This is a genomic window from Nocardia sp. NPDC050378 (assembly GCF_040655675.1).
Lineage (GTDB): Bacteria > Actinomycetota > Actinomycetes > Mycobacteriales > Mycobacteriaceae > Nocardia > Nocardia coubleae.
This window is the reverse complement of sequence record NZ_JBFAKI010000001.1, coordinates 644862-670132: the sequence shown is the minus strand read 5'-3', so window position 1 is coordinate 670132 and position 25271 is coordinate 644862. Positions and strand designations below refer to the sequence as shown.

Annotated in this window: 27 protein-coding genes; 6 read left to right on the top strand and 21 right to left on the bottom strand. The window is 68.1% G+C overall.

All coding sequences use genetic code 11. The features are described 5' to 3' along the window. Positions 1–64 precede the first annotated feature (64 nt). Entirely contained in the window at positions 65–265 is a 201-nt protein-coding gene (locus AB0I35_RS03130; RefSeq protein ID WP_357393856.1) for a hypothetical protein, read from the top strand. A 30-nt stretch (positions 266–295) separates the two neighbouring features. Here the strand turns inward: AB0I35_RS03130 and AB0I35_RS03125 are convergent, their stop codons facing one another. Beyond that, positions 296–973, bottom strand: coding sequence for a hypothetical protein (locus tag AB0I35_RS03125; RefSeq protein WP_357393854.1), 678 nt, complete (start codon positions 971–973; stop codon positions 296–298). Between the two features lie 197 nt (positions 974–1170). Between AB0I35_RS03125 and AB0I35_RS03120 the strand changes: the two genes are divergently transcribed. Then, positions 1171–1965 (top strand): thioesterase family protein, encoded by a 795-nt coding sequence (locus tag AB0I35_RS03120; RefSeq protein ID WP_357393853.1) that lies wholly within the window; start codon positions 1171–1173, stop codon positions 1963–1965. 142 nt (positions 1966–2107) lie between these two features. Here AB0I35_RS03120 and AB0I35_RS03115 read toward each other — a convergent pair whose 3' ends face one another. The 10 genes from AB0I35_RS03115 to AB0I35_RS03070 all read right to left on the bottom strand — a co-directional run bounded on the left by AB0I35_RS03115 (position 2108) and on the right by AB0I35_RS03070 (position 9629). Continuing rightward, complete coding sequence (locus AB0I35_RS03115; protein ID WP_357393851.1) at positions 2108–2725, bottom strand: maleylpyruvate isomerase N-terminal domain-containing protein; 618 nt, start codon at positions 2723–2725, stop codon at positions 2108–2110. A gap of 28 nt (positions 2726–2753) precedes the next feature. Next, entirely contained in the window at positions 2754–3260 is a 507-nt protein-coding gene (locus AB0I35_RS03110) for an SRPBCC domain-containing protein (RefSeq protein ID WP_357393849.1), read from the bottom strand. A gap of 19 nt (positions 3261–3279) precedes the next feature. Continuing rightward, the gene (locus AB0I35_RS03105) at positions 3280–3609 is read right to left on the bottom strand and encodes a helix-turn-helix domain-containing protein (protein ID WP_067484519.1); all 330 of its coding nucleotides are present in this window, start codon (positions 3607–3609) and stop codon (positions 3280–3282) included. Beyond that, a complete protein-coding gene (locus tag AB0I35_RS03100) occupies positions 3599–4030 on the bottom strand; it encodes an SRPBCC domain-containing protein (protein ID WP_357393847.1) in 432 nt (143 codons plus the stop codon). The genes AB0I35_RS03105 and AB0I35_RS03100 overlap by 11 nt, the downstream gene beginning before the upstream one ends. A gap of 71 nt (positions 4031–4101) precedes the next feature. Continuing rightward, positions 4102–5619, bottom strand: a complete 1518-nt coding sequence (locus AB0I35_RS03095; RefSeq protein WP_357393845.1) for an MFS transporter — start codon at positions 5617–5619, stop codon at positions 4102–4104. Positions 5620–5776: 157 nt separating this feature from the next. Next, positions 5777–6772 (bottom strand): ABC transporter substrate-binding protein, encoded by a 996-nt coding sequence (locus tag AB0I35_RS03090; RefSeq protein ID WP_357393843.1) that lies wholly within the window; start codon positions 6770–6772, stop codon positions 5777–5779. Positions 6773–6803: 31 nt separating this feature from the next. Further along, the gene (locus tag AB0I35_RS03085; RefSeq protein WP_357393842.1) at positions 6804–7541 is read right to left on the bottom strand and encodes an ABC transporter ATP-binding protein; all 738 of its coding nucleotides are present in this window, start codon (positions 7539–7541) and stop codon (positions 6804–6806) included. 118 nt (positions 7542–7659) lie between these two features. Next, positions 7660–8457, bottom strand: coding sequence for an ABC transporter permease (locus tag AB0I35_RS03080; RefSeq protein ID WP_357393840.1), 798 nt, complete (start codon positions 8455–8457; stop codon positions 7660–7662). A gap of 57 nt (positions 8458–8514) precedes the next feature. Next, positions 8515–8925 (bottom strand): VOC family protein, encoded by a 411-nt coding sequence (locus tag AB0I35_RS03075; RefSeq protein ID WP_357393838.1) that lies wholly within the window; start codon positions 8923–8925, stop codon positions 8515–8517. A 56-nt stretch (positions 8926–8981) separates the two neighbouring features. Continuing rightward, the gene (locus AB0I35_RS03070; RefSeq protein ID WP_357393836.1) at positions 8982–9629 is read right to left on the bottom strand and encodes a TetR/AcrR family transcriptional regulator; all 648 of its coding nucleotides are present in this window, start codon (positions 9627–9629) and stop codon (positions 8982–8984) included. An 89-nt stretch (positions 9630–9718) separates the two neighbouring features. Here AB0I35_RS03070 and AB0I35_RS03065 point away from each other — a divergent pair, with 89 nt between their 5' ends. Beyond that, positions 9719–10852, top strand: coding sequence for an epoxide hydrolase family protein (locus AB0I35_RS03065; protein WP_357393834.1), 1134 nt, complete (start codon positions 9719–9721; stop codon positions 10850–10852). Between the two features lie 100 nt (positions 10853–10952). On the opposite strand, the gene AB0I35_RS03060 is transcribed toward AB0I35_RS03065, so the two are convergent. Then, complete coding sequence (locus tag AB0I35_RS03060) at positions 10953–12101, bottom strand: GTP-binding protein (RefSeq protein WP_357393833.1); 1149 nt, start codon at positions 12099–12101, stop codon at positions 10953–10955. A gap of 77 nt (positions 12102–12178) precedes the next feature. Between AB0I35_RS03060 and thiD the strand changes: the two genes are divergently transcribed. Next, entirely contained in the window at positions 12179–13027 is an 849-nt protein-coding gene (gene thiD, locus AB0I35_RS03055) for a bifunctional hydroxymethylpyrimidine kinase/phosphomethylpyrimidine kinase (RefSeq protein ID WP_357393831.1), read from the top strand. Between the two features lie 93 nt (positions 13028–13120). On the opposite strand, the gene AB0I35_RS03050 is transcribed toward thiD, so the two are convergent. Further along, positions 13121–13873: a TetR/AcrR family transcriptional regulator gene (locus AB0I35_RS03050; RefSeq protein WP_357393829.1), complete on the bottom strand. Its 753-nt coding sequence runs from the start codon at positions 13871–13873 to the stop codon at positions 13121–13123. Positions 13874–14024: 151 nt separating this feature from the next. Here AB0I35_RS03050 and AB0I35_RS03045 point away from each other — a divergent pair, with 151 nt between their 5' ends. Then, a complete protein-coding gene (locus AB0I35_RS03045) occupies positions 14025–14660 on the top strand; it encodes a class I SAM-dependent methyltransferase (RefSeq protein ID WP_357393827.1) in 636 nt (211 codons plus the stop codon). A gap of 60 nt (positions 14661–14720) precedes the next feature. Here the strand turns inward: AB0I35_RS03045 and AB0I35_RS03040 are convergent, their stop codons facing one another. The 7 genes from AB0I35_RS03040 to AB0I35_RS03010 all read right to left on the bottom strand — a co-directional run bounded on the left by AB0I35_RS03040 (position 14721) and on the right by AB0I35_RS03010 (position 24008). Then, positions 14721–15335 carry a TetR family transcriptional regulator gene (locus AB0I35_RS03040; protein ID WP_357393825.1) on the bottom strand — a complete coding sequence of 205 codons (615 nt, stop codon included), beginning with the start codon at positions 15333–15335 and terminating at the stop codon, positions 14721–14723. 4 nt (positions 15336–15339) lie between these two features. Next, positions 15340–16122 (bottom strand): enoyl-CoA hydratase family protein, encoded by a 783-nt coding sequence (locus AB0I35_RS03035; protein ID WP_357393823.1) that lies wholly within the window; start codon positions 16120–16122, stop codon positions 15340–15342. Positions 16123–16249: 127 nt separating this feature from the next. Continuing rightward, a complete protein-coding gene (locus AB0I35_RS03030; RefSeq protein ID WP_357393822.1) occupies positions 16250–17410 on the bottom strand; it encodes an acyl-CoA dehydrogenase family protein in 1161 nt (386 codons plus the stop codon). Continuing rightward, a complete protein-coding gene (locus tag AB0I35_RS03025; RefSeq protein WP_357393820.1) occupies positions 17407–19464 on the bottom strand; it encodes a biotin carboxylase N-terminal domain-containing protein in 2058 nt (685 codons plus the stop codon). Before AB0I35_RS03025 ends, AB0I35_RS03030 begins: the two co-directional genes overlap by 4 nt. Before the next feature lie 8 nt (positions 19465–19472). Continuing rightward, positions 19473–21071, bottom strand: a complete 1599-nt coding sequence (locus AB0I35_RS03020; RefSeq protein ID WP_280219151.1) for a carboxyl transferase domain-containing protein — start codon at positions 21069–21071, stop codon at positions 19473–19475. Continuing rightward, positions 21068–22219, bottom strand: coding sequence for an acyl-CoA dehydrogenase family protein (locus AB0I35_RS03015; RefSeq protein WP_357393818.1), 1152 nt, complete (start codon positions 22217–22219; stop codon positions 21068–21070). The genes AB0I35_RS03020 and AB0I35_RS03015 overlap by 4 nt, the downstream gene beginning before the upstream one ends. 73 nt (positions 22220–22292) lie before the next feature. Continuing rightward, on the bottom strand, positions 22293–24008 hold the full coding sequence (locus AB0I35_RS03010; protein WP_357393816.1) for an acyclic terpene utilization AtuA family protein: 1716 nt from the start codon (positions 24006–24008) through the stop codon (positions 22293–22295). Positions 24009–24093: 85 nt separating this feature from the next. Between AB0I35_RS03010 and AB0I35_RS03005 the strand changes: the two genes are divergently transcribed. Next, positions 24094–24234 (top strand): hypothetical protein, encoded by a 141-nt coding sequence (locus tag AB0I35_RS03005; protein WP_166655701.1) that lies wholly within the window; start codon positions 24094–24096, stop codon positions 24232–24234. Between the two features lie 7 nt (positions 24235–24241). On the opposite strand, the gene AB0I35_RS03000 is transcribed toward AB0I35_RS03005, so the two are convergent. Beyond that, positions 24242–25024 (bottom strand): adenylate/guanylate cyclase domain-containing protein, encoded by a 783-nt coding sequence (locus AB0I35_RS03000; protein ID WP_357394165.1) that lies wholly within the window; start codon positions 25022–25024, stop codon positions 24242–24244. Between the last annotated feature and the right edge of the window lie 247 nt (positions 25025–25271).

Below are 25271 nucleotides of genomic sequence, written 5' to 3'. Positions count from 1 at the left end.
CCCCGAAATCCACCCCAGGATTTCGGGGGCTGTTGCTACTCCCCGTGATCCGTAGGGTGCTGTCATGTCCACCCGAACCACACGCGTCATCGCCGGGGCCGCCGCAGCCGCCGCCCTTTCCCTCGCCGCACCGATCGGTGCGGCCCATGCGGCCACACCGGTCGCCGGATCGACCGATATCGGCTGCACCTCGACCGACATCAACCCCTGCCCCATCCGCCCCCTGCTCGACTTGCTCACTCTGGTGACCAGCGGCTCCGCATAGGTAGGCCATCGGCCGACTGCACCAGCTCGATCACCAATCGTCCAGGTAGGACAAGTCGAGGGTGACCGCGGTCGGGCCGGTGGTTGTGATGGACACGGTAGTTTCGTGGCGGTCCAGGGGCCAGCCGGATACCGGGCAGGTGCCCCACCAATAGTCGATTTCCCGAAGGGTGCGGTGCTCGAAGGCGCAGGAGCGCGTTTCGGTCAGTACCTGGCGCAGGCGCGCGGAGGTGTCGCCGGCGCTCGCACCGGGCTGGTCGATGACGAATCGCCGCGTGCAGTCACTGTTCGAGGATCGCGCCGTACAGCCGACGTCCGCGTTTTCACGCACGACCACGCCCTCGGGTAGCGGTTCCAGCGCGTCCTCGGCGGGGACCCATGCCCACGCGCCGAACATCGAGAAGGCCACCGCGAGCAGGACGGCTACGGTCGCCGTGACCAGGCAGAGCACCACGCTGACGGAATAACACAAGCGCCACCGCCAGCTAGCCGTTCGCGGCGTGCTCGAGTCGGTTTCCAGCCACGGTCCGAGTAGCAGCATCCCGATGACTAGCCAGGTGAGAACGAACAGCAACGTGGCCGTGCCTTCGGGAAAGACCCACCGCCGTGCCACCACGAACTGCGCGGCGGCGAGCGAGGCGAGGACCACGAGACCGATCCAGCGGCCTCGCCGGGTAGCGGTGGTCGAAACCCAGAGAATGGCAGGCACAACCGATACACAGAGCACGAACACCGCCGAACAGTAGCCGCTAGTTGGTGTGGTGATCGCTGCCGTCCACCGATTGTCCGAGCCGGTTCAAGCCTGTCGAAAGGCCTACCCGAAGCCCGCTCCGCATCGTTGCTCTCGAATCGCGAAGGCGAATCGGGGGGTCGGCGGTCGGGGGCCGGGCAGGTACGGTCGGACAGGTGACCGATGCCTTCTATGTTCCCGACCCGGCGGACCCGAATCGCTTCGACTCGACCGAGCTGACCCGGGGTCCTTGGTCGCCGGATGCGCAGCATGCGGGGCCGCCGTCGGCGCTGTTGGGTCATGTGATCGAGCGGTGTGAGCCTCGCGACGGGTTTCAGGTGGGGCGGGTGGCGGTGGAGATTCTCGGGCCGGTGCCGTTGGCGCCGTTGACCGTGCGGGCCGAGGTGGTGCGGTCGGGGCGCAGTGTGGAGCTGATCGAGGCGACGTTGTCGGCGGAGCGGGGGCCGGTGATGCGGGCGGTGGCCTGGCGGTTGAAGCTGTCGGAGCCGCCGCTGGATCTGCCGCCGGAGTTTCTGCCGAGCGGCACGAGGCCGCTGCCTGCCGACGCGCAGCCGGGGACGTTCCCGTCGAATCAGCGGGTCGGGTTCCACACCGGAATCGAATACCGGTTCAGTACAGGATCATTCGCGGCCCCCGGCCCTGCCGTCTGCTGGATCAAATTGAAGTACCCGATCGTCGCGGGCACCACCCCGAGCCCGCTGGAACGCGCCCTGGCTGCCGCTGATTCCGGCAATGGGGTGAGCGCGGTGCTCGACTGGTCCAAGTACCTGTTCATCAACACCGACCTCACCGTCACCCTGCATCGTCAGCCGGTCGGCGAGTGGGTGTGCCTGGATGCGGTGACCCACCCGCAACCGCACGGCATCGGCCTCGCGGAATCGGCGCTGTTCGACGAGACGGGCCCGATCGGTCGCAGCACCCAGACCCTGTTGATCGCACCACGCGGATAGGAAACTTTCGGCAGCGCGCAGCCGCTTTGGCCCACGCGTTGACATTCGGTGCGGACATCCGGTCGTATCCGGCGCCGACCCACCCGCACGCCGCGACGCGCCCACATCACGCCGCGCGCTGCGAATGTGCCGCAAGGCTTCGTCAGACCACGGAAAAGCCCTGGGGCAGGGTCGTTCTGCCGGTCAATGCCGACAGCACCGGTACCCCTTCGCCGAGGTGGACCGCGGTGCTCGCGGCCAGCACGATGGCCTCGGTGAGCACATCCTCGGGTAGCTCGCAGGGCAGGCCGGTCGCGGTGGCGATGTCGAGACTGTGCACGGCCAACTCGAAGGTCCGGGTGGGCAGGTAGGTGTAGAGCCGCATGCCGAGTCCACCGATGACGGTGATCAACCGATCCTCGGCGCCGGTGACCGCGGCGGTCGCGGCGGCGGCCAGGGCGTCGATCGCCGCGGCGGGGTCGTCGCCGAGTTCGGTGGCCGCGTCGCGTCCGCGCCGCACGATCGCCTCGCTACCGGCCCGCGCCGCATAGGCTTTCGCCATGGCGTAGTACTCCTGCGGGCTCGCCACGTCCTCCACCTCGGCGGGCTGCTCGAGATAAGCGGTGACGGTGGTGAGCGAGCGGGACGTGTGACCGACCAGCGATCGCAGATCCCACTCACCCAAACCCGGCCCCGCCCAGCTGTCGGCGGGGATCTCGCGGACCAGGGCGGCGAAGCTCGCCGCCGCGCTCACAAAGGTTTCGGCCGGATGCTCGTGCACAGCATCGAACGTACCGGCCACACGGCGATCAGCGCAGGGCGTCGAGGTTTACCAGTTCGGCGTTCCCGTGCTTGATCAGTTCCGATTCGCCGGTACTCGTGCGACGGAACGGGTCACCCTTTCCGGTCGTGAGCAGGCCGTGGAGGCTGGTGGTGAGGTAGGCGCCCCAGGCATTGGCGCACACCTCGTAGCATTCGACCTCCGGCGCCAAACCCACGTGGGTGAACCGGATTTCGGTGCCTGCGGCGGTTTCGGTGATGTCGAAGACGACGTCGGTGTTCTCCCATTCGGCGGTGTCGGAGATGAAGGCGAGGTGGGAGTCGGTGACGTGCCAGACCAGTCGCTTGCCGGGGATCGATTCGGTGGTGGTCATGGTGCAGCGATGGATGCCGGGCACCTCGAAACGGTAGCTGTCGCCGACCGTTCCCGAGGTGCCCTCGACGGTCTCCGACCACCACGACCAGACATCGTTGATGGCGGCGAAGGCTTCGTCCGGGGTCTTGTGCACGGTGATTGTCGCGGTGAAGTCGCTCATGGCTTTTCCTGTGTTCGGCTCAGCCGTCGAGGTGGCGGCGGAGCGCGTCGAGTGGACCGTCCCAGTCACGGGACAGGGCGGCCAGGAACTGCTGGGCCACCCGCATGGGGGCGGAATCGAGGCGGTAGCGCACGCGACGCCGTTCACCGGGTTCCGCGATCACCAAACCCGCGTCCGCGAGCAGGGCAAGGTGTTTGGCGATCGCCTGCCGGGTGATGGGCAGGCGATCGGCGAGGTCGGTCGCGGTCGCCGGACCGTCGGCGGCCAGCGCGGCGAGGACCGCGCGACGGCTCGGATCGGCCAGCGCGACGAAGACCCGTTCGGCGGTTGCCTCGGTCTCAGGCCGCATCGAGGTACTCGACGAGCTCACCCAGCTCGCTCTTCCAGCCGCCGACATTGCCCTCGAAGGCCTCCTTGTGCGTGGCCTCCGGCAACTGCGCGAAGCCGGATTCGACCACGGTGAGCCGAGTGCCCGCGCCGGTCGGTTCGAGGCGGAATTCGACGTAGGTGCGGCGCGGGTCGTCGTCGGGCAGGCCGTTGATGGGCCAGGTGTAGCCGAAGACGGTCGGCTCCTCGACCCGCTCCACGCGCATGTCGGCGGCGAAGCCCTCGTTCCAGGTCATCCGCATGTCGCCGCCCGGGCGCAGGTCGATCTCGGCGGTATTGCCGAACCAGCTCGCGAGCCCCTCGGCGGTGGTGATCGCCGCCCATACCTTGGCGGGCGGGTGGGCGAGTTCGACGGTTCGCACGATCTGATCGGGAAATCCCATGGCGCTTCCTCCTGTGTTGCAACCGATTGGTTGCTACTCACGGTATGGCAACCAGTTGGTTGCGTCAAGGGTCAGTGTCCGCCACTCACCTGAAAGCCCTTCGGCACCAGCCAGACGGCACCGACCGTCACCACGGCCACGACGGCGGCCGACAGATACGACGTGGTGGTGAGGGCGGAATCGAAGGCGTGGGTGGCGGCGCCGAGCAGCTCGGTGCGCGCGGGTTCCGGCAGGTCCGAGGCGACTTCGGCGGCACCGCCCACCGAACCGCTCGCCTGCTCCACGCGGTCGGGCGGAACGGGCAGATGGGTCATGTGCTCGGTGAAGATCCTGGCGTGCAGGCTGCCCAGCAGCGCCACCCCGAAACCGACACCGACCTCGTAATTGGTCTCCTCGACCGCGCCCGCCTGACCCGCCCGGTCGGCGGAAACGGCACCGACGAGCACGGCGGCGGCCGCGGTGACGGCCATCCCGTCACCGAGCCCGAAGGAGACGAGCACCAGCGCCACCACCGGATACGACGTCGGTTCCGGGCTCACCGCGAGCAACAGGAAGCCGAGCGCGACCGCGCCGAGGCCGACGCCGAGCACCGCGCGGACCCCGAATCTCTCCATCAGCATCGGCGTGAGCAGCGACGCCGTGAGCAGAGTGAGGGCGGCGGGCAACATCCGGATGCCCGCCTGCGAGGGGCTGTAGCCGTGCACATACTGCAACCACAGCGAGATCAGGAACATGGCGGCGCCGATGGCCATCATGGCGAGCAGGGTCGCGACGGCGGCCGCGGTGAACGCGCCGTTGCGGAACAGGCGCACATCCAGCAGCGGATCGGCCGACCGGAGCTGGCGGCGGGCGAACCAGGCCAGCGCGCCCACACCGATCAGCAGCATCGCCCAATCCACCAGTGTCGCCTCGCCTTTGGCCAGATGCTTGATGCCCCACGCCAGGCAGACGACGCCCGCGACGGACAGTACCGCCGAGAACCAATCGAGCCGACCCGCCTGCGGGGTCCGGTACTCCGGCAGCACCCACAACCCGACGACCACCGTCACCAGCACCACCGGCACGTTCAGCCAGAACGCCGACGACCAGCCGAAATGCTCAACCAGGAATCCGCCGACGATCGGACCGACCGTCGCACCGACCCCGGCGACCGCCGCCCAGATCCCGATGGCCATGGTGCGCTCGCGGACGTCGGTGAAGATGTTGCGGATCAGCGACAACGTCGACGGCATCACCATCGCGCCCCCGATACCGAGCAGCACCCGCCCGACGATCAGCTGCGCCGCACTGCCCGCGGTGGCCGCGATCACCGAAGCGATACCGAACAGCAGAAACCCGCTGATGAACAACAACTTGCGCCCCCACCGGTCCCCCAGCGCACCGGTGGTGATGAGCAACCCGCCGAGCACGAGGCCGTAGATGTCGATGATCCACAACTGCTCGAGCGGCCCGACGTGCAGATCGTCGATCAACGACGGCAACGCCACATTGAGAATCGTGGCATCCATCGCCACCAGCAACAGGCTGGCGCACAGCACCCCGAGCATCACCCAGCGCACCGACCCGTAGGTCTTCGTCTGCTCGTCCACCTGTCACCATCCTGGTCGTGATCGGTTTCCGTGGCGCTCGACCGCCCAGGTCAACGTAACCGCTCGGTACCGGTTCCCCGGGGAAGCGCCACACCAGGTGAACGCGAGAGCGGCGCCTACGACCCGGACGGATCGTAGGCGCCGCTCGGTGCCGATCTCAGGACTTGTCGAACCTGGTGTCGACGTAGGAGCCGAAGTCGACCTTGCCGGGGATGGCCTTGGCGTCGGTGAAGGCGTCGGCGATCTCCTGTTCGGAGGCGATCACCTGGTCGGTGAGCTGGATCGGTTCCTTGATCGAGCGGGTCCAGGTGGTGCGGGAGGCGTCGACGCTGATCTGGGTGAGTTCGGCGTATTTCGCCGACCAGGTGTCGAGGTTGTCCGAGGACCACTTGGTCGCGGCCGCGTAGCGCTGGAAGAAGTCGGCGAGCGCGGCCGACTTGCCCGGGTCGGCGAGGGTCTTGTTGCCCGCGGCCCAGAAGTTGTAGCCGTTGGCGGCCTGGTCGGCGGTGGCGATGGACTTGGCGCCGATCTCCTTCTCGGCGATGGCGGTGTACGGGTCCCAGGTGGCCCAGGCGTCGACATCTCCCCTGGTGAGGGCCGTGTAGCCGTCACCGGGTGAGAGGTAGACCGGTTCGACGTCGCTCAGCGACAAGCCCGCCTTCTTCAATTGCAGCAGCAGGTTGGCGTTCGCCGAACTGCCCTTGTAGACGGCGACCTTCTTGCCCTTCAGCGCCGCGACCGAAGCGATCGGCGAATCCTTGCCGACCAGGATCGCATCGCCCTTGCCGGTGGCCGAGAGCGCGCCGACGATCTTGATATCGGCATCGGCGGCCGCACCGAAGATGACCGGGGTGTTACCGGTCTGGGCGATATCGATGCCGCCCGCGCTGGCCGCCTCGACCAGCGGCAGTCCGGCGGTGAAAGTGGAGAACTCGATCTTGTAGGGAAGGTTTTCCAGCTGCCCCGACGCCTTCAGCAGCACCTCGATCGAGATCGCCTTCTGATCACCGACTTTCAGCGTCACCGTGCTCAGGTCGACCGGCCCCGACGGAGCCGCCTCGGTCGCCGCGTCGTCGCCGCAGGCGCTCAGCGAGAGCGCGGCGACGACGGCGAGGGCGAGTCCGGCCAGACGGGACTTCGGAGTGCGTTTCACGGGAACAACTTTCGTGCGATGGACGGGTGGGTCAGTGGGTGACGCCGAGCAGCGCGAGCAACCGGGTCGCGTACTCGGCGACCTCCGGTGCCGCGGTGGTGCGCGGGCGTGGGAGGTCGATGGGGACGTCGGCGGCGATGTGGCCGTCGTCGAGGACGAGCACGCGGTTGACGAGGGTGATCGCCTCGAGCACGTCGTGGGTCACCAGCAGCACGCCGAAGGCGCGCTCGGCGTGCAGGCCGAGCAGCAGGTCGTGCATGGTGAGCCGGGTCAGGGCGTCGAGGGCGCCGAACGGCTCGTCGAGCAGGAGCAGAGTCGGCTCGGCCACCAGAGCCCGTGCCAGCGCGGCACGTTGGGCCTCCCCGCCGGAAAGCGTGAGCGGCCAGGCGTCGGCGCGGGCGGCCAGGCCGACCTCGGTGAGGACCTCGCGCGCGGCGTGTTCGTCGGCCCGGCGGTTTCGCGGCGCCGGTCTGCCGAGCGCGACATTGCGGACCACCGGCTGCCACGGGATCAGCCGGGATTCCTGGAAGACGATCGTCGGCCGCCCCTCGACGAGAACCTGACCGGTACTTGCCGAATCGAGGCCACCGAGAATCCGCAGCAGGGTGGATTTGCCCGAGCCACTGCGTCCGACGAGGGCGACGATCTCACCCGCGCCGATCTCGAGATCGATGCCGTCGAGGACGGTGCGCTCACCGAAACTCTTGCTCAGTGCGGTTATTCGCGCGGCGACGGCCGTGCGCGGGGCGATGGTGGTAGCAACGGTCATCGAGTGGGCCTCGCAATCGAACGGCGGACGATGGTCGGTCGGCGCACGTGGCACCTCGAGGCAGCTGTAGCGGACGGTGATGCGCCTTGCGGACCGCGTGGCGCGGTGGGCGCGCACATCATCGCGCCCCCGGTCGCCAGCGCAGCGCGCGGCGTTCGGCCAGTCGCACCAGCGAATCGGTGAACAGGCCGAGCAGGCTGTAGATCACCAACCCGAACACCACGATGTCGGTGCGCAGGAATTCGCGGGCGTTGTTGACGACGAAGCCGAGGCCGGCGCTCGCGTTGATCTGCTCGGCGACGATGAGCGAAAGCCAAGCGATGCCGAGACTTTGGCGCGCGCCCACCAGGATCTGTGGCAGGGCGCCGGGCAGAATCAGCAGCCGCAACCGTTCCCCGAGGTTCAGCCGAAGGGCGTTCCCGAGTTCGAGCAGCTTCGGGTCGAGCTGGCGGATACCGGAATAGGTGTTGAGGTAGAGCGGGAAGAACACACCGAGCGCGATCAGATAGACCTTCGGTTCCTCGCCGATACCGAACCAGATGATGAACAGCGGGATCAGGCCGAACAGCGGGATGGTGCGGATCATCTGCAACGGCGGGTCGAGTGCGTACTCACCGATCTTGCTGAGCCCGGCCAGCACACCGAACGCCAGCGCGAGCACCGCGCCGAGCGCGAAACCGTAGAGCGCGCGCTGACCCGATACCAGCAGCGCGTCACCGAGCTGACCGGACCGATAGATCTCGAGACCCGCCTCGAACACCGCCGACGGGGCGGGCAGTTTCTTGGCCGGAATCCAGCCGCTGGTGCTGCCGATCTGCCACAGCAACAGCAGTGCCAAGGGCGAGACCGCGCGCAGCAGACCGGGTCGGCGATACAGCGGCCGGTCCACGGTTACGGTGCGCGATGCAGACAACATGGATGCATGGTGCCCCGCCCCTGCCGCGCCACGACAGGGTTGCGATCAGCTCGAGGATTACCCGGCGCGGCTGGAAATCTGCTGCACACCCCACCCGTTGCCGTCGGGATCGCTGAAGAACACGAAGCCGACATTGTCGAGTGGATGCGGTGTGGGCGAGGGGTTCACACCGAGCACCTGCACGTCGGTCACCTCGACGCCGCGGGCCACGAGTTCGGCGCGCGCCTGCTCGATATCGGGCACCACCAACTGCAGGCCCTTCAGCGAACCCGGCGGCATGTGCGGGACGGCGCCCTTGCCGATCACGATGGAGCAGCCGGAGCCTGGCGGGGTGAGCTGGACGATACGCACCTCGTCGGAGATCACCGTGTCGTGGTCGACGGTGAAGCCGAGCTTGTTCGCGTAGAAATCCTTGGCCCGGTCGATATCCGAAACCGGAACGACAACGACTTCCAGTGTCCAGTTCACGACGCGCCTCCCGCGGTTGGTGTGATGACTCGCAGCGTGCCAAGTGTGCCACCACGTCAGGCTTTGCGCTCCCAACGCCAAGCGAATTCCCCCGGCGCGGGTGGTGGACCGGGCAGCTCACCCTCGGCACGCAGGCCGTCGATCAGCAGGGCGAGGACCCGGCGGCGCAGTTCGGCGGTGCGCGCCTGGTCGGGCATGGTGATCGCGGCGCACGCCTCGAGGATCAGGCCGATGTCCAGGGCGCTCACGTCGGTACGCAGCCGGCCGGTGGCATGGGCGCGGCGGACCAGTTCCTCGGTGACCTCACCGGAATGCAGCACGTCGGGCAGCATCGCGTCGTCGGGGGTGAAGGTGCCGGCCAGCCGCACCGTGAGCGAGTGCACGTCGGCGTCGACCACCCGCTCGAGGAAGCCGACGAACCCGCACCAGCCGTCCGAATCATCGAGTGCCGCATCGGCTTCCGCGTTGTAGCGCCGAAGCCCGTCGTGGCACAGCGTGCGTAGCAGCACTTCCTTGCTCGGATAGCGGCGGTAGAGGGCGCTGATGCCGACGCCCGCGCGCTCGGCGACCGCGGCGATCGGCGCGGTCGGATCGTCGAGGAACACCGCCCGTGCGGCCTCGAGAATCAGTCCGTCATTGCGCGCGGCCTGCGCTTTGCGGCCGGGCAAGCGGGGCTGAGCTGGGGTTTCGTTCTGCTTCGGCATGAATATCAGCCTACCACTTGAAACGGAATAATCCGTTCTGTTACGGTTGGAACAGAACAAAGCATTCCGTTTCAAGAAGAGGACCCGACATGACCGTCACGCCCTTCCGCATCGATGTCCCCCAGGCCCGGCTCGACGATCTCGCCGCCCGGCTGCGCAACGCGCTCTACCCGGACGAACTGCCCGGCGTGGGCGATGCCTACGGCGTTCCCGGCGACCGGGTCCGTGCTCTGGCGAAGTACTGGCTGGAGGAATTCGACTGGCGCGCGGTAGAAGCCGAGCTGAACGCCTACCCGCAGTTCACCACCGAGATCGACGGCGAGAACATCCATTTCCTGCACATCCGTTCCTCGCGCGCCGATGCGACGCCGGTGATCCTCACCCACGGCTGGCCGGGCTCGATCCTGGAATACGTGGATGTGATCGCACCGCTCACCGAACCCGAATCCGCCGAGGATCCGGCGTTCCACCTGGTCATCCCGTCGCTGTCGGGGTTCGGGTTCTCAGGGCCCACCCGCAGCACCGGCTGGAACCGCTACCGCACCGCTCGCGCGTGGGCCGAGCTGATGACGCGCCTCGGTTACGAGCGCTACGGCGCCATCGGCAACGACGGCGGATCGATGGTCTCCCCCGAGATCGGACGGATCGCGCCGGAGCGGGTGATCGGCGTGCACGTCACCCAGCTGTTCTCCTTCCCGTCCGGCGACCCGGCCGAGTTCGAAGGCATGTCGGAGGCGGATATGGCCGCGCTGCAACACCTGCAGTGGTTCCACGAGAACAAGATGGCGTTCAACACCCTGCACAGCCAGCAGCCGCAGACCCTGGCCTACGCGCTTGCCGATTCACCGATCGGTCTGCTCGGCTGGAACGCGCAGCTGTTCGGTGAATCGCTCGACGCGCGCTTCGTGATCGCGAATGTGGCGCTGTACTGGCTCACCGGCACCTCGGGTTCGTCGCTGCGGTTCTACTACGAGGACGCGCACGCCGCCGAGCACCCGAGCACACCCACCACCGTGCCGACCGGATTGGCCATGTTCGCCGGCGACTTCCAGTCCATCCGGCGCTTCGCCGAACGCGACCACAGCGCTATCGTCAGCTGGAATTCCTACGACGTGCGCACCGGCGCGGGCGGAGCCAACGATGCCGCCGGGCACTACGCCGCCCACGAGGCGCCCCAGGTGCTGGTGGGCGATATCCGGCAGTTCTTCGCCGGCCTGTCCTGAGTCCCGGTGCCCCGGCCCACGCTCCCCTCATCGGTGCGTGGGCCGAGGCCCATTCGAATCATGCACCAGCGCACCGACATGTGCGTAACGAAGTCGACGATCAGTGGTGTTCGTGCAGGTCGCCCCAGGCGGGGAACGGGTCGTCGTAGGTCGCCCACACGGGCGCGCCCGCGGCGAATTCCGCGTCGGTGAGCAGGGCCGCGCTCAGTTCGCGCCGCACCGCCGCCGCGTCGAGCCGCACGCCGATGAACACGATCTCCTGCCCGGCGGGTACCTCGAGCGCCGACCACCACGCGCCCGGTTCGAAGGTGAGATTGGGTCCAGCCTGCGACCAGATCGCGGCCAGCTCGGGGCGGCTGGCGATCCAGCAGAAACCTTTGCTGCGGAGCATGCCGCGCAGGGTCGTCAGCGCGTCGGCCAGGCGTTGCGGATGGAAGGGTCGGTCGGCGGTGAAGGTGAGACTGCTGATGCCGTATTCCTCGGTCTCGGGTGTGTGTCCGCCTGCCAATTCCTCGGCCCAGCCGTCTGTTTCGGCGGCGACGACCGGGTTGTAGCGACCCGTGGACAGCACTTCGCCCAGGTCGACCACACCCTTCTCGGTGCGCAGGATGTGGGCACGTGGGTTGAGCCTGCGCACAGTGGCCTCGACCGTCGCGGCGGCGTTCGCACTGACCAGGTCGGTCTTGTTCACCAGCAGTACGTCGGCGAACTCCACCTGATCCACGAGCAGGTCGGCGATGGTACGCGAGTCACCCTCGCCCGCTTCGAGTTCGCGCTCGGCGAGGGCTTGGCCGCGCACCAGTTCGGCGAGGAAGGTCGAGGCGTCGACGACGGTGACCATGGTGTCGAGGCGGGCCACATCGCCGAGGCGGAATCCGTCCTCGAATTCCCAGTCGAAGGTGGCGGCCACCGGCATCGGCTCGGAGATGCCGGTCGACTCGATCACCAACTGGTCGAACCGGCCCTCGCGGGCGAGCCGCGCGACGGCTTCGATCAGGTCCTCGCGCAGCGTGCAGCAGATGCAGCCGTTGGTGAGTTCGACGAGTTTCTCCTCGGTGCGATCGAGGTGGCCCTGACCCGCGACGAGCGCGGCGTCGATGTTCACCTCGCTCATGTCGTTGACGATCACCGCGACCCGGCGGCCTTCGCGGTTGGCCAGGATGTGATTGAGCAGGGTGGTCTTGCCCGCGCCGAGGAAGCCGGACAGGACGGTGACGGGCAGGCGGGCGGGCGAATCGGTAGTGGTCACGGGTTAATGATAATGGTTTTCAATTGCTGTAACCGGTTGGGTCCAGGAAATCGGACAGGCGGTCGTAGGGTTGGGGCGTGAAGATGTTGCCGCTCGCCCCCGATGGCCAAACTCCTGTTCGCGCGCTCACCATCGCGGGCACCGACTCCGGTGGCGGCGCGGGTATCCAGGCCGATTCGCGGACCATGGCCATGTGCGGGGTGCACGCCTGTGTCGCCGTCGCGGCGGTGACGGTGCAGAACACCGTGGGCGTCAGCGGTTTTCACGAGATTCCGCCGCGGATCGTCGCCGATCAAGTGCGGGTGGTCGTGCGCGATATCGGGATCGGTGCGGCCAAGACGGGGATGCTCGCGTCCACCGCCATCATCGAATCGGTGGCGGCGGTGTGCCGCGAGGTCGGGATCGGACGCCAGGGCACGGTGCCGCTGGTCGTCGACCCGGTCGCGGCGTCCATGCATGGCGACCCGCTGCTGCACGCCTCGGCGCTCGACGCCGTGCGCACCACACTCATCCCGCTCGCCACCGTCGTCACGCCGAATCTCGACGAGGTGCGGCTCATCACCGGCATCGAGGTGGTCGACGACCCGACCGCCCGCAAGGCCGCCGAAGCGCTGCACGCCCTCGGCGCGCAGTGGGCCATCGTCAAGGGCGGGCACCTACGCACGTCGGAGACCAGCACAGACCTGCTCTTCGACGGCGACACCTTTCAGGAATTCAGCGCACCTCGTATCGCCACCGGCAACGATCACGGCGGTGGCGACACCTTGGCCGCGGCCATCGCGAGCGCGCTCGCCCACGGGTACTCCGTGCCCGACGCGGTGGCCTTCGCCAAGGAATGGACCTACCGCTGCCTGGCGGCGTCCTACAACCTCGGTGCTGGTCACGGGCCCGTGTCGCCGCTGTGGAGACTCCACTCAGACAGGTGAGCCAGATTTCGTAAGGACATGGGTAACTCGCCGGGCACGGGCTAGCGCAACCAACGAGCATTGTCTGGCCGCCGACGCTGCTCGATCCGTTCCTCAGTCTGGCTTGAATTCGCGGGGAGGCGGAACAGTGACGAACGCGTCGCGCAAAGGCTGCGCGGGGTCGATGCGGACGCCGTTGAAGCGAGCGTGGGCTTGTGCCAGCGCCGAAATACTCTCGGCCAGATAATCGATGAACCGCTCCACGGGCATCGCCGACACCTCGCGCTGGTTGGCGCCGAGCCACCAATCCGTCGCCGAGGCGACCGCCCCGAAAATCGAATAGCTCACCAATTCGATGCCCGCCACGTCGACCGACTCCTCCGGCAGCAACCCGGCGATGAATTCGGCGGCGCGCCTGGCCGATTGGCGGGCGGCGGCCAGGGCCCGTTCGGTTTCGCGGGCCTGCTGGCTGAAATGGCTGTGCAGCATGAACCGGAAGACATTCGGGTGCTCCGACACCACCGCCACGTACTCGGCGGCCGCGCGGCGCACCAGTTCGGCTGCCGAGTCGTGGGTGAGGTCGATCCCGCCGAGCAGCCGCTCCCAGAGCATTTCGCGCACCCGGTCGACGATCGCGTTGTAGAGATCGGTCTTGTCCTCGAAGTGCCGGTACAGCTTGGGCTTGGCGGCGCCCGCTTCCTTGGCGATGTCGCCCATGCTCACGTCCGGGCCGTGCGCGTCGAGGGCACGGAAGGCCGCTTCGACGAATTCGATCCGCACCTGGACGCGGTGGGCCCGCCAGCGTTCGGTGCGCGCGTCCACACGCCGGGCTGGGACCTCGTCGGCCTTCCGATGCACGCGCGTCACACTGGCAGTATCGCTGCCCGCGTGGCTGGACGCACTGCTGCCCCTCCTCGTCGGCCATCTTTTGCCGTACCGGCAACGAATGTTGCCAAGTTTTTGACGTGCTGTGCACTATCGAGAACATCCGAGCAGATCCGCACCATCAGGAGCATCCATGACCGAGACCACGCCGACCGCCGAACAGTTCTGGGAAGACTTCTACCGCGAGCGCGAGCAGATCTGGACCGGCAACGCCAACGCCACCCTCGTCCGCGAAGCCGCCGACCTGACGCCGGGTACCGCTTTGGACCTGGGTTGCGGTGAAGGTGGCGACGCCATCTGGCTGGCTGCTCGCGGCTGGCAGGTGACCGCGGTCGACGTGTCGGCCACCGCCATGGAACGCGGCGCCCAGCACGCTGCCGAGGCGGGCGTGAGCATCGAATGGCAGCGCCACGACCTCATGGAAACCTTCCCCGAGGGCACCTTCGACCTGGTTTCCGCCCAGTTCCTGCACTCCCCGGTGGAACGACCCGACGAACGGGCGCGCATCCTGCGCCGGGCGCTCGCGGCCGTGGCGCCGGGCGGGTCGCTGATCGTCGGCGGGCACGCGGGCTGGCCCACCTGGGTGGCCGACAATCCGCCGCATGCCGTGCACTTCCCGACCATCGAGGAAGTCGTCGAGCAACTGGACCTCGCGCCCGGGGCCTGGGAGGTGGCGGCCGCCGACTTCGTCACGATTCCATCGACCAGTCCCGACGGGGTCGAGGGCGAGCGGTCCGACAGTGTGGTGCGGGTTCGTCGCGTGGGGTGATCAGGGCGTTGTCGGGGCTGCCCTGAGGCCGCCCACCTGCGCAAGCGTATGCCCAGGGCTTCAGTGAGCCAGGTTCAATGCCGTGTGCAGGGTGGCCGCCCACTGATCGACGATGAGTTTGCGACGGGCCGAGTCGTCGGTGAGGACGTCGGCGAGGCCCAGACCGCGAGCCAGGTCGAGGGTCGCCTGCACGAGATGGTGCGCGACGGGATCGGAATCATCGACGCCGAGCGCTTCGACGGCGCGGCGGTGCGAGATGCGGCCGAAGCGGGCCTCGAGCGGAACGATGCGTTCGCGCAGGGCCGGGTCGGCGGCAGCGTGCGTCCACACCTGCAGTGCGGCTTTGAAGAACGGGGTCGTGTAGGACTCGATGAGCGCCGACACCACCGCCCGCGTGCGGCCGATACCCTGTGCGACCTCGCGCACCATTTCGGCCTCGGCCTTGGCCTGGTCCATCCGGAACTCGAACATGTACTCGAGTGCCGCCGTGATCAGGTCCTCGCGGGTGGGGAAATGGTGCTGGGCCGCCCCGCGTGACACTCCCGCCCGCTCGGCGACCACCGACACCGTCGCGGCGGCCCAGCCCATCTCGGCAAGGCAGTCGATGGTCGCCTCGAGCAGCCGCTGCCGGGTGGCCCGGCTGCGGTCCTGCTTCGGTTCGTGGGGTGTCGCCATGGGCTTATTGTGCCCAGCTCGGCGGGCGCTTCTGGAAAAAGGCCGTCATACCCTCGATCACCTCCGGGGTGCCGAAGAACCCCGCCGAGCGCTGCGCGAGCTCCTCCACCCGGGCGTCGAAGTCGGCGAGCAACGTCGCGTTGACGAGCTTCTTCGACTCCGCCAATCCCTGCGGTGACCCCTTGCGCAGTTGTCCACACAGGCGTTTCACCTCGGCCGACGGATCGTCGGCCGCGATGGTGACCAGCCCGATCTCCCGCGCCGTCGCCGCGTCGAACTTCTCCCCCGTGAGGAAGTAGCGACTGGCCGACCGCTGGTCCATGCGCGGAACCAGCGTGAGCGAAATCATGAACGGCGCCATCCCGATCCGCACCTCGGTGAGCGCGAAACTGCTCGACGGCCCCGCCACGACCAGATCGCAGGCACCGATGATGCCCATACCACCCGCCCGCACATTCCCGTCGATCTGCGCGATCACCGGTTTGGGCGAGGTGAGAATCCCGCGCAACACGTCGATCATCACTCGCGTCCGCTGGTCGGCGGCCACCGCCGGATCGGCGGTACTCGCCTCCTTCAGATCGGCCCCCGCACAGAACGTGTCCCCCGTATGGGTGAGCACGATCCCGCGCACAGCCGCATCCCCCGCCGCCCGATCGAAGCCCTCGAGCAGCTCACGAACCAGTTTCGAGGACAACGCATTCCGGTTGTGCGGAGAGTCGAAGGTCAGCGTGGCGAACCCATCGACCACCTCATAACGCAGATAAGGCGCATCAGCCGATTCACTCATCGAAACAACTCCTGTTCAGTCGCAATAAGTCCGCCATGACCGCACTCCCAGCCCCGCACGACCCGACCTCGAGGAGGGTCCGCCGCGAAGCGGCGTAGCGGCCCGGCCTCCTTCGAACACAAAACACTCAGTACGACCGCGGCAACCCCAACGAGTGCTGAGCCACAAAGTTCAGAATCATCTCGCGACTGACCGGCGCGATCCGCATGATCCGCGCGGCCTGCAGCATCGCAGACAACCCGACCTCCTTGGTCAGACCCGACCCACCGTGGGTCTGGATCGCCTGATCAAGCGCCTTGATGCTGGCCTCAGCAGCCGCGTACTTGGCCATGTTGGCCGCCTCGGCGGCCCCGAACTCGTCGCCCGCGTCGTAGAGCGTCGCGGCCTTCTGCATCATCAGCTTGGCCAGTTCCAACTCGATCTTGATCTGGGCCAGCGGGTGCGAAATCCCCTGGTGCGCACCGATCGGCGTCTTCCACACGGTGCGTTCCTTGGCGTATTCCACCGCACGGTCGATGGCGTAGCGGCCCAGGCCGATGGCCATGGCCGAGCCCATGATGCGCTCGGGGTTCAGCCCGGCGAACAGCTGCGCCAGTGCCGCGTCCTCGGAGCCGACGAGGGCGTCGGCGGGCAGGCGCACGTCGTCGAAGAACAGCGTGAACTGGTTGTCCGGCTCGATGACGTCCATCTCCTGGACGTTCTTGACCAGGCCGGGGGCGTCTACGGGGACGATGAACAGCGCGGGCTTGAGCTTGCCGGTCTTGTGGTCCTCGGTACGCGAGACCACCAGGATCGCCTCGGCCTGATCGACACCGGAGATGAAGAGCTTGCGGCCGTTGAGGATCCAGTCGCCGCCGTCACGGCGGGCGGTGGTGGTGATCTGGTGCGAGTTGGAACCGGCATCGGGCTCGGTGATCGCGAAGACCATCTTCGACGAACCGTCGGCGAGCTTGGGCAGCCAGGTCTGCTTCTGCGCGTCGGTGCCGTACTTGGTGATGATGGTGCCGCAGATGGCCGGGGAGACCACCATCAGCAGCAGGCCCGCGCCCTGCGCCGAGAGCTCCTCCTGCACCAGCGCCAGCTCGTACATGCCCGCGCCACCGCCGCCGTACTCCTCGGGCAGGTTCACGCCGAGGAAGCCGAGCTTGCCCGCCTCGTCCCACAGTTCGCTCAGCGGCTCGTTCTTGCGCGAGAGCGGCAGCACGTAGTCGCGGTAGTTGTACTTGGTCGCCAGCGAGGCGACCGCCGCGCGCAGCGCCTTCTGCTCTTCGGTTTCGTGGAAGCTCATGCTGTCTGCTCCTGCTCTTCTTCCTCGACGACGGCGAGGACGGTTCCGACCTCGACCTGCTGGCCGACGGTCACGTTCAACGCACTGAGTACGCCGGTGGCCGGCGCGACGATGGTGTGCTCCATCTTCATGGCTTCCAGCCACAGAATCGGCTGGCCCTGGGTGACGTGATCGCCCTCGGCGGCGCCGAGCCGGATCACGCTGCCGGGCATGGGCGCGAGCAGCGAACCGGCCGCGACCTGCTCGGACGGGTCGGTGAAGCGCGGCAGCCTGCGCACGGCCACGGGGCCGAGCGGCGAGTCGACCGCGACCAGGTCGTCGTAACGGGCGATCTCGAACTGGCGGCGCACCGGGCCACGCTCACCCGGCACCGCGAGCACGACGCGATGAGGCGTCGCGGAGATCAGTTCCAGGCCGTCGTGGCCCTCGACCGTCACGGCACCGGACCGGTCGAACCGGTAACGCACCTCATAGGTCCCGCTGACGCGACTCTCGTAGGACTTGCGCTGCGGCTCCGACGCCAGGTTGCGCCAGCCGCTCGGTGCCAGCCTGCCGAAGCGGTTGGCGGCGTGGTTGGCGGCCGAATCCGCGAGGGCGGCGGCGACGATCGAGAGCGCCTCGTCGGCCTCGGACACCAGCGGCGCGGACAGCGCGGCCAGGTCGTGGGTGGCGAAGAAGGCGGTGTCGGTGTCACCGGCGAGGAACGCGGGGTGCCGCAGCACACGCACGAGCAGGTCGCGGTTGGTAACCAGACCGTGCAGCTTGGCCCGCTGGAGCGCGGTGGCGAGCAGATGCGCCGCCTCGGCGCGGGTTTCGGCGTAGGAGATGACCTTGGCCAGCATCGGGTCGTAGTGCACGCCGACGACCGAACCGTCGACGACACCGGTGTCCAGGCGCACACCCGGCTGGTCGAGCACGGTGAATTCGCCTGCGGTGAAGGGGATCTCGATCTTGTGCACGGGACCGCTCTGCGGCTGCCAGTCGTGCGCCGGATCCTCGGCGTAGAGCCGGACCTCGATCGAGTGTCCGCGCAGGGAGGGCTGGGTGGCGGGCAGCGGCAGACCGGAGGCCACCTGCAACTGCAGGCGGACCAGGTCCAGGCCGGTGGTCTGCTCGGTGACCGGATGTTCCACCTGCAGACGGGTGTTCATCTCCAGGAAGAAGAAGTCGCCCTTCTCGTCGGCGAGGAACTCGACGGTGCCCGCACCCTCGTACCCGATCGCCTCGGCGGCCAGCCGCGCCGCCTCGAACAGCCGATCACGCATGCCGTCGATCTTCTCGACCAGCGGCGAAGGAGCCTCTTCGACAACCTTCTGATGACGACGCTGGATCGAGCACTCCCGCTCGCCGACGGCCCAGGTCTTGCCGAAGGTATCGGACATGACCTGGACTTCGATGTGGCGGCCGGTCTCGAGGTAGCGCTCGCAGAACACCGTAGGATCGCCGAACGCGGATTCGGCCTCGCGCTGTGCGGCGGCGATCTGATCGCGCAGGTCACCCAGCTCACGCACCACGCGCATACCGCGACCGCCACCACCGGCGGAGGCCTTGATGAGCACCGGCAGGTGCGCCTCGGTGACTTCGGCGGGATCGAGCTCGGCGAGAACGGGGACACCGGCGGCGTCCATCATCTTCTTCGACTCGACCTTCGAGCCCATCTGCTCGATGGCCGCGACCGGCGGACCGATCCACACCAGGCCCGCGTCGAGCACCGAGCGCGCGAATTCGGCGTTCTCGGAGAGGAATCCGTAGCCGGGGTGGATGGCATCGGCACCGGCCGCGAGCGCGGCTTCGATGATCAGCTCGCCGCGCAGGTAGGTCTCGGCCGGGGTGTTGCCCGGCAGCCGGATGGCGGCGTCGGCCTCGGACACGTGCGGAGCCGCGGCATCCGCGTCGGAGTACACCGCGGTGGTAGCGATACCCATCCGACGGCAGGTGGCGAACACGCGGCGCGCGATCTCACCACGGTTGGCGACAAGAACATTCGTAATGGGCCCGCCCGTCGCCCGGCCGCCGCCGCCGCTCACGGAATCGCTTCGCGCTGCTGAAGTCATTTCGCGCCTCACATTCGGAAGACGCCGAAGCCCTCGGCGCCCTTGATCGGTGCCGTGTGGATGGCCGACAGAGCCATCCCCAGCACGGTGCGGGTGTCACGGGGGTCGATGATGCCGTCGTCGAAGAGCCTGCCCGACAGGAACATCGGCATCGCCTCGGCCTCGATCTGCGCCTCGACCATGGCGGCCAGACCGGCGGCCGCCTCCTCGTCGAACGGCAGGCCCTTGGCCTCGGCCGCGCCGCGCTGCACGATGGTGAGCACGCCGCCCAGCTGCGCGCCGCCCATCACGGCCGACTTCGCGCTCGGCCAGGCGAACAGGAAGCGCGGGTTGAACGCGCGGCCACACATGCCGTAGTGCCCGGCGCCGTAGGACGCGCCGATCAGCAGCGAGATGTGCGGGACCTTCGAGTTGGCCACCGCGTTGATCATCATCGCGCCGTGCTTGATGATGCCGCCGTGCTCGTAGTCCTTACCGACCATGTAACCGGTGGTGTTGTGCAGGAACAGCAGTGGCGTGTTCTTCTTGTTCGCCAACTGGATGAACTGGGTGGCCTTCTGCGATTCCTCGGAGAACAGCACACCGCGCGCGTTGGCCAGGATGCCGATCGGGAACCCGTTGATCTCGGCCCAGCCGGTGACCAGGCTGGAACCGTAGAGCGGCTTGAACTCGTCGAAGTCGGAGCCGTCGACGACGCGGGCGATCACCTCGCGCGGATCGAACGGGATCTTCAGATCCGAGGGCACGATGCCCAGCAGTTCCTCGGGATCGTAGAGCGGCGAGATCACCTCGGCACGCGGCTCGGGGCCCTGCTTCTTCCAGTTCAGCCTGCGCACGATGCCGCGGCCGATACGGATGGCGTCCTGCTCGTCGGCGGCCATGTAGTCGGCCAGACCCGAAGTGCGGGCGTGCATCTCGGCCCCGCCGAGGGTCTCGTCGTCGGAGTCCTCACCGGTGGCCATCTTCACCAGCGGCGGCCCGGCCAGGAAGACCTTCGCGCCTTCCTTGACCATCACCACGTAGTCGGACATGCCGGGGATGTAGGCGCCGCCCGCGGTCGAGTTGCCGAAAACCAGGGAGATGGTGGGGATTCCGGCGGCCGAGGCCTGGGTGAGGTCGCGGAACATCGCGCCGCCCGGGATGAAGACTTCCTTCTGCGTCGGCAGATCGGCGCCACCGGATTCGACCAGCGAGATCACCGGCAGGCGGTTCTCCCGGACGATGTCGTTGATGCGCAGGGTTTTCCGCAGCGTCCACGGGTTGGACGTGCCACCGCGCACGGTCGGATCGGGCGCGACGATCATGCACTCGACGCCCTCGACGATCCCGATACCGGCGATCGTCGACGCGCCGACGTGGAAGTCGCTACCCCAGGCCGCGAGCGGGCACAGCTCGAGGAACGGCGAGTCCTCGTCGAGCAGCAGCTCGATGCGCTCGCGCGCGGTGAGCTTGCCGCGCTTGTGATGACGGGCCACCTTCTCGGGGCCGCCACCGGCGATGGCCTTGGCGAACTCGGCCTCGACCTCGGTGAGCTTGGTCGCCATCGCCTCCGCGGCCGCGGTGTACTCCGGCGACGCGGTGTCGAGGGTGGAACGGAAGGTCGTCACGACTGGTACCCCAATACTTTCGACGCCAGCATGGTCAGGATCTCGTTGGTGCCGCCACCGATGCCGATGATGCGGATGTCGCGGTAGATGCGCTCCACCTCGGACTCGCGCATGTAGCCCATGCCGCCGTGCAGCTGGACGGCCTGGTTGGCGACCCATTCCACGGTCTCGACGGCGGTGTTCTTGGCGAAGCAGACCTCCGCGATGAGGCCCTGCTCGCCGTTCTCCACGCGCTCGACCAGCGAGCGGGTGTACACGCGGGCGATGTCGACGCGGCGGGCCATCTCGGTGAGCGTCATCTGCACCGACTGGCGGCTGATCAGCGGGCGGCCGAAGGTCTCCCGGTTGCGGCACCACTCGAGGGTGAGGTCGAGCGCGCGCTGGGCCATCGAGTACGCCTGCACGGCCAGGCCGACCCGCTCGCTCACGAACGCGCTCGCGATCTGCGCGAAACCGGAGTTCTCGGCGCCGACCAGGTTGGTCGCGGGCACCCGCACATCGGTGAACGACAGCTCGCCGGTGTCCGAGGCCAGCCAGCCCATCTTCTCCAGCTTGCGGGTGACCTCGAAACCCGGCGTGTCGGTCGGCACGATGATCAGTGAGACACCGGCGGCACCGGGCCCACCGGTACGCACGGCGGTGACGATGAAGTCGGCGCGGCAGGCCGAGGTGATGAAGGTCTTGGCGCCGTTGATGATGTACTCGTCGCCGTCACGCACCGCCGAGGTGGTGAGGTGGCCGACGTCGGAGCCGCCGCCGGGTTCGGTGATGGCCAGCGAGCCGATCAGGTCACCGGCCAGGGTCGGCTTCACCCAGCGGTCGATCTGCTCCTGGTTGCCCGAGCCGATGATGTGCGGCAAGGAGATTCCGCACGTGAACAGCGAGGCCCAGGTACCGCCGGAGGCACCCGCGTAGTGGAACTCCTCGCCGACGATGACGCCATCGATGGGCGAACCGCCCTCGCCACCGGCGAATTCGGGGTACTCGATGCCGAGCAGTCCGAGTTCGCCCGCCTTCTTGTGCAGCTCACGCGGCAAGGCGCCCTCGCGCTCCCAGGAGTCCAGGTCGGGCAGGATCTCGCGCTCGACGAACCCGCGCACGGTGGCGCGCAGCTCTTTTCGTTCCGGCGTGTCCCATACAGATGTCATGCTGGTGTCTCCTGTCGCATGCTCGGGCGCCCTCCGTGGTTACGCTCCGCTGCCGCCTCCGGGCGCTGACCGATCATGCGAGCAGCTCCGTCGGCATGTCGATGTGGCGAGAGCGCAGCCATTCGCCGAGCCCCTTGGCCTGCGGGTCGAAACGCGCCTGGTAGGCGACGCCCTTGCCGAGCAGGCCGGTGATGATGAAGTTGATCGCCCGCAGGTTGGGCAGTACGTGGCGGGTGACGTCGAGTTCGGCTGTCTCGGGCAGCAATTCGCGCAGCTTCTCGACGGTGAGGGTGTGCACGAGCCAGCGCCACTGCTCGTCGGTGCGCACCCAGACGCCGATATTGGCGTCACCGCCCTTGTCACCACTGCGGGCCAGCGCGATGCTGCCGAGTGGGACACGGCGGGTCTCGGTGGGCGGCAGCGGTTCCGGGAGCTCGGGTTCCGGAAGCGGTTCGAGCGCACGGGTTTCCGTTGCGGGCGCGATATCGACACGCGTACCGTCGGCGAGGACCGCGACGTGGGGTACCTCGTGCGCGTCGACGTAACCGGGGGTGAATACACCGTAGGGCGAACCGTTGCCGGGCAGCGCGGTGAAGGTGCAACCCGGGTAACTGGCGAGCGCCAATTCGACAGCGACATTGGAGAACCCGCGACCGACCTTGTTCGGATCCGGGTCGCGCACCACACAGCGGAGGATGGCGCTGGCCTGCTCCTCGGTGCCGGCATCCGGACGGTCCAGACGGGCAAGGGTCCAGCTGATCTCGGCGGGCTTCACCGGCAGCCACGATTCGAGCTGCCGTTGCGCCAGTTCGGCTTTCGCCTCGATCTCCAGGCCGGTGAGAATGAACGACATCTCGTTGCGGAAGCCGCCCAATGTGTTGAGCGAGACCTTGAGCTGCGGCGGCGGCGCCTCACCGGTGACACCGCTGATGAGAACGCGGTCCGGGCCCTCCTGACTCAGGGCGATGCTGTCCAGGCGGGTGGTCACATCGGGTCCGGCGTAGCGCGGGCTCTGGATCTCGTACATGAGCTGCGCTTCGACCGTGTCCACGGTGACCGCGCCGCCCGTGCCCGCGTGCTTGGTGATGACGCTCGACCCGTCACGACGGATCTCGGCGATCGGGAAACCGGGGCGGCCGAGATCACCGAGTTCGGTGAAGAAGGCGAAGTTGCCGCCGGTGGCCTGCGTGCTGCACTCGATCACATGGCCCGCCACCACGGCACCGGCGAGCGCATCGTAATCGGTTCTGCCCCAACCGAAGTGGGCCGCCGCCGGGCCGACGATCACCGAGGCGTCGGTGACCCGGCCGGTGACGACGATGTCGGCGCCGGAGTTCAGGCACTCCACGATGCCCCAGGCGCCGAGGTAGGCATTGGCCGTGAGCGGCTGACCGAGGCCGAGCTCGCCCGCCCGGGCGACGAGGTCGTCGCCTTCGACGTGCGCGATCTCGGCATCCAGACCGAGGTCGGCGGCGACCTCGCGCAGCCGCTCGGCCAGCCCGGCCGGATTCAGGCCGCCCGCGTTGGTGACGATCTGGACGTTGCGCTCCAGCGCCAGACCGAGGCACTCCTCGATCTGCTTGACGAAGGTCTTGGCGTAGCCGAGGCTCGGGTCCTTCATCCGGTCGCGGCCGAGGATCAGCATGGTGAGTTCGGCGAGGTAGTCACCGGTGAGCACGTCGAGATCGCCGCCCTCGAGCATTTCGCGCATTGCGCTGAGCCGGTCGCCGTAGAAACCGGAGCAATTACCGATCCGGATCACGTCCGGGTCAGCGGAGAGTGCACTCATGGCACCCAGGATCACATCGGTCCCGTAAAAAAGCAAGCATGCGTGCTTGTTAACTGCGGGCAATTCACCAGGCAAGATGGGGAGCATGTCTGCGGTCCTGCTCTTCGCCCTCGCCGGTTTCCTGCTCGGCGGCGCCTACACCACCTGGAAGAACAATCGCGCGATGTCGATCGCCCTGATCGCCGCGGCCGCCCTCGCCGCCGCCGGGGCCTTCCTCTGGCTCTGAGCGCCGTTCAGGCCGGGGTCAGTTTGAAGATCTTCACGTCTTCGGGGACGCCGTTGAGGGGGGCGGCCCAGAAGTTGCGGCGGTAGAGCTTGGCGGTGACGCCCAGGTCGGTGAGGGTTTCCGGGCGCAGGGCGGCCATGGTCGTGCTGGAGATCATGGTGTTGCCGTTGCCGCCTGCCTCCATCATGCGGGCGGCGATGTTCACGTCGACGCCGAGCCAGTCGCCGCCGATCTCGCGCGGGGAACCGGTGTGCAGGCCGATGCGCATGCGCGGTTTGTAGCCCTGCACCTCCACGTCCTCGAGGTTGCGGCGGGCCGCGAGGGCGGCGCGCACCGCGCGGTCGGGTGAGGAGAACACGGCCATCAGGCCGTCGCCCATGCGTTTGACCACCTGGCCGCCGCGCTCGGCGATCGGCGGTTCGATGGCCTTGGCCACCTTGCGCAACAGATCGAGGGTGCGTTCGTCGCCCGCGGCGAGCGCCCAGCTGGAGAAGCCGACCAGGTCGGTGAACACGATCGTCACCTCCTCGGTGCCCCGGCCACGCCCCACGCGCTCGAGGGCGGCCTGCCACACCTGCAGCGCGCCGAAACCGATCTCGCGTGCCGCCGTCGGCGCGCCACCGGCGATCCGGTCGGCGACCCTGGCCACCGCCCGCGCCCCACCGGGCCCGGACACCGACAGTGGATCACCGAACGCCGGGTCGCCCGGCAGCTGCTGACGGGCCTTGCGCAACGCGCCGATCACATCGGCACGGCGGTTGGCGGCCTGCAGTTTCGACGAGATCTGCACACGACGACGACCGTTGCGGGCCCGGGACTCCTCGGAGTCGGGATCGACGGTCGGCTCCAACGGGATGAACACCTCGGCGTCAGCGTCACGCTGTCGCGGATCCGGCGCGCCAGAAGGCGTTTCACTCACGCGCTGAGCCTACAGGGGACGCACCCCACCCCGGAACTACCGCGGAACGCAAAACCCCCGGCGTCCGGGCAGCGGACGCCGGGGGTTCCGGGACGGCCTCCCGACAAGGTCGTCCCAC

What these genes read in the sequence shown, in the direction of transcription:
- AB0I35_RS03130 (WP_357393856.1), top strand. Translation starts at nt 65, where the DNA reads ATGTCCACCCGAACCACACGCGTCATCGCCGGGGCCGCCGCAGCCGCC.
- AB0I35_RS03110 (WP_357393849.1), bottom strand. Translation starts at nt 3,260, where the DNA reads ATGAGCGACTTCACCGCGACAATCACCGTGCACAAGACCCCGGACGAA.
- AB0I35_RS03105 (WP_067484519.1), bottom strand. Translation starts at nt 3,609, where the DNA reads ATGCGGCCTGAGACCGAGGCAACCGCCGAACGGGTCTTCGTCGCGCTG.
- AB0I35_RS03100 (WP_357393847.1), bottom strand. Translation starts at nt 4,030, where the DNA reads ATGGGATTTCCCGATCAGATCGTGCGAACCGTCGAACTCGCCCACCCG.
- AB0I35_RS03085 (WP_357393842.1), bottom strand. Translation starts at nt 7,541, where the DNA reads ATGACCGTTGCTACCACCATCGCCCCGCGCACGGCCGTCGCCGCGCGA.
- AB0I35_RS03080 (WP_357393840.1), bottom strand. Translation starts at nt 8,457, where the DNA reads ATGTTGTCTGCATCGCGCACCGTAACCGTGGACCGGCCGCTGTATCGC.
- AB0I35_RS03070 (WP_357393836.1), bottom strand. Translation starts at nt 9,629, where the DNA reads ATGCCGAAGCAGAACGAAACCCCAGCTCAGCCCCGCTTGCCCGGCCGC.
- AB0I35_RS03065 (WP_357393834.1), top strand. Translation starts at nt 9,719, where the DNA reads ATGACCGTCACGCCCTTCCGCATCGATGTCCCCCAGGCCCGGCTCGAC.
- AB0I35_RS03045 (WP_357393827.1), top strand. Translation starts at nt 14,025, where the DNA reads ATGACCGAGACCACGCCGACCGCCGAACAGTTCTGGGAAGACTTCTAC.
- AB0I35_RS03040 (WP_357393825.1), bottom strand. Translation starts at nt 15,335, where the DNA reads ATGGCGACACCCCACGAACCGAAGCAGGACCGCAGCCGGGCCACCCGG.
- AB0I35_RS03035 (WP_357393823.1), bottom strand. Translation starts at nt 16,122, where the DNA reads ATGAGTGAATCGGCTGATGCGCCTTATCTGCGTTATGAGGTGGTCGAT.
- AB0I35_RS03030 (WP_357393822.1), bottom strand. Translation starts at nt 17,410, where the DNA reads ATGAGCTTCCACGAAACCGAAGAGCAGAAGGCGCTGCGCGCGGCGGTC.
- AB0I35_RS03025 (WP_357393820.1), bottom strand. Translation starts at nt 19,464, where the DNA reads ATGACTTCAGCAGCGCGAAGCGATTCCGTGAGCGGCGGCGGCGGCCGG.
- AB0I35_RS03015 (WP_357393818.1), bottom strand. Translation starts at nt 22,219, where the DNA reads ATGACATCTGTATGGGACACGCCGGAACGAAAAGAGCTGCGCGCCACC.
- AB0I35_RS03010 (WP_357393816.1), bottom strand. Translation starts at nt 24,008, where the DNA reads ATGAGTGCACTCTCCGCTGACCCGGACGTGATCCGGATCGGTAATTGC.
- AB0I35_RS03005 (WP_166655701.1), top strand. Translation starts at nt 24,094, where the DNA reads ATGTCTGCGGTCCTGCTCTTCGCCCTCGCCGGTTTCCTGCTCGGCGGC.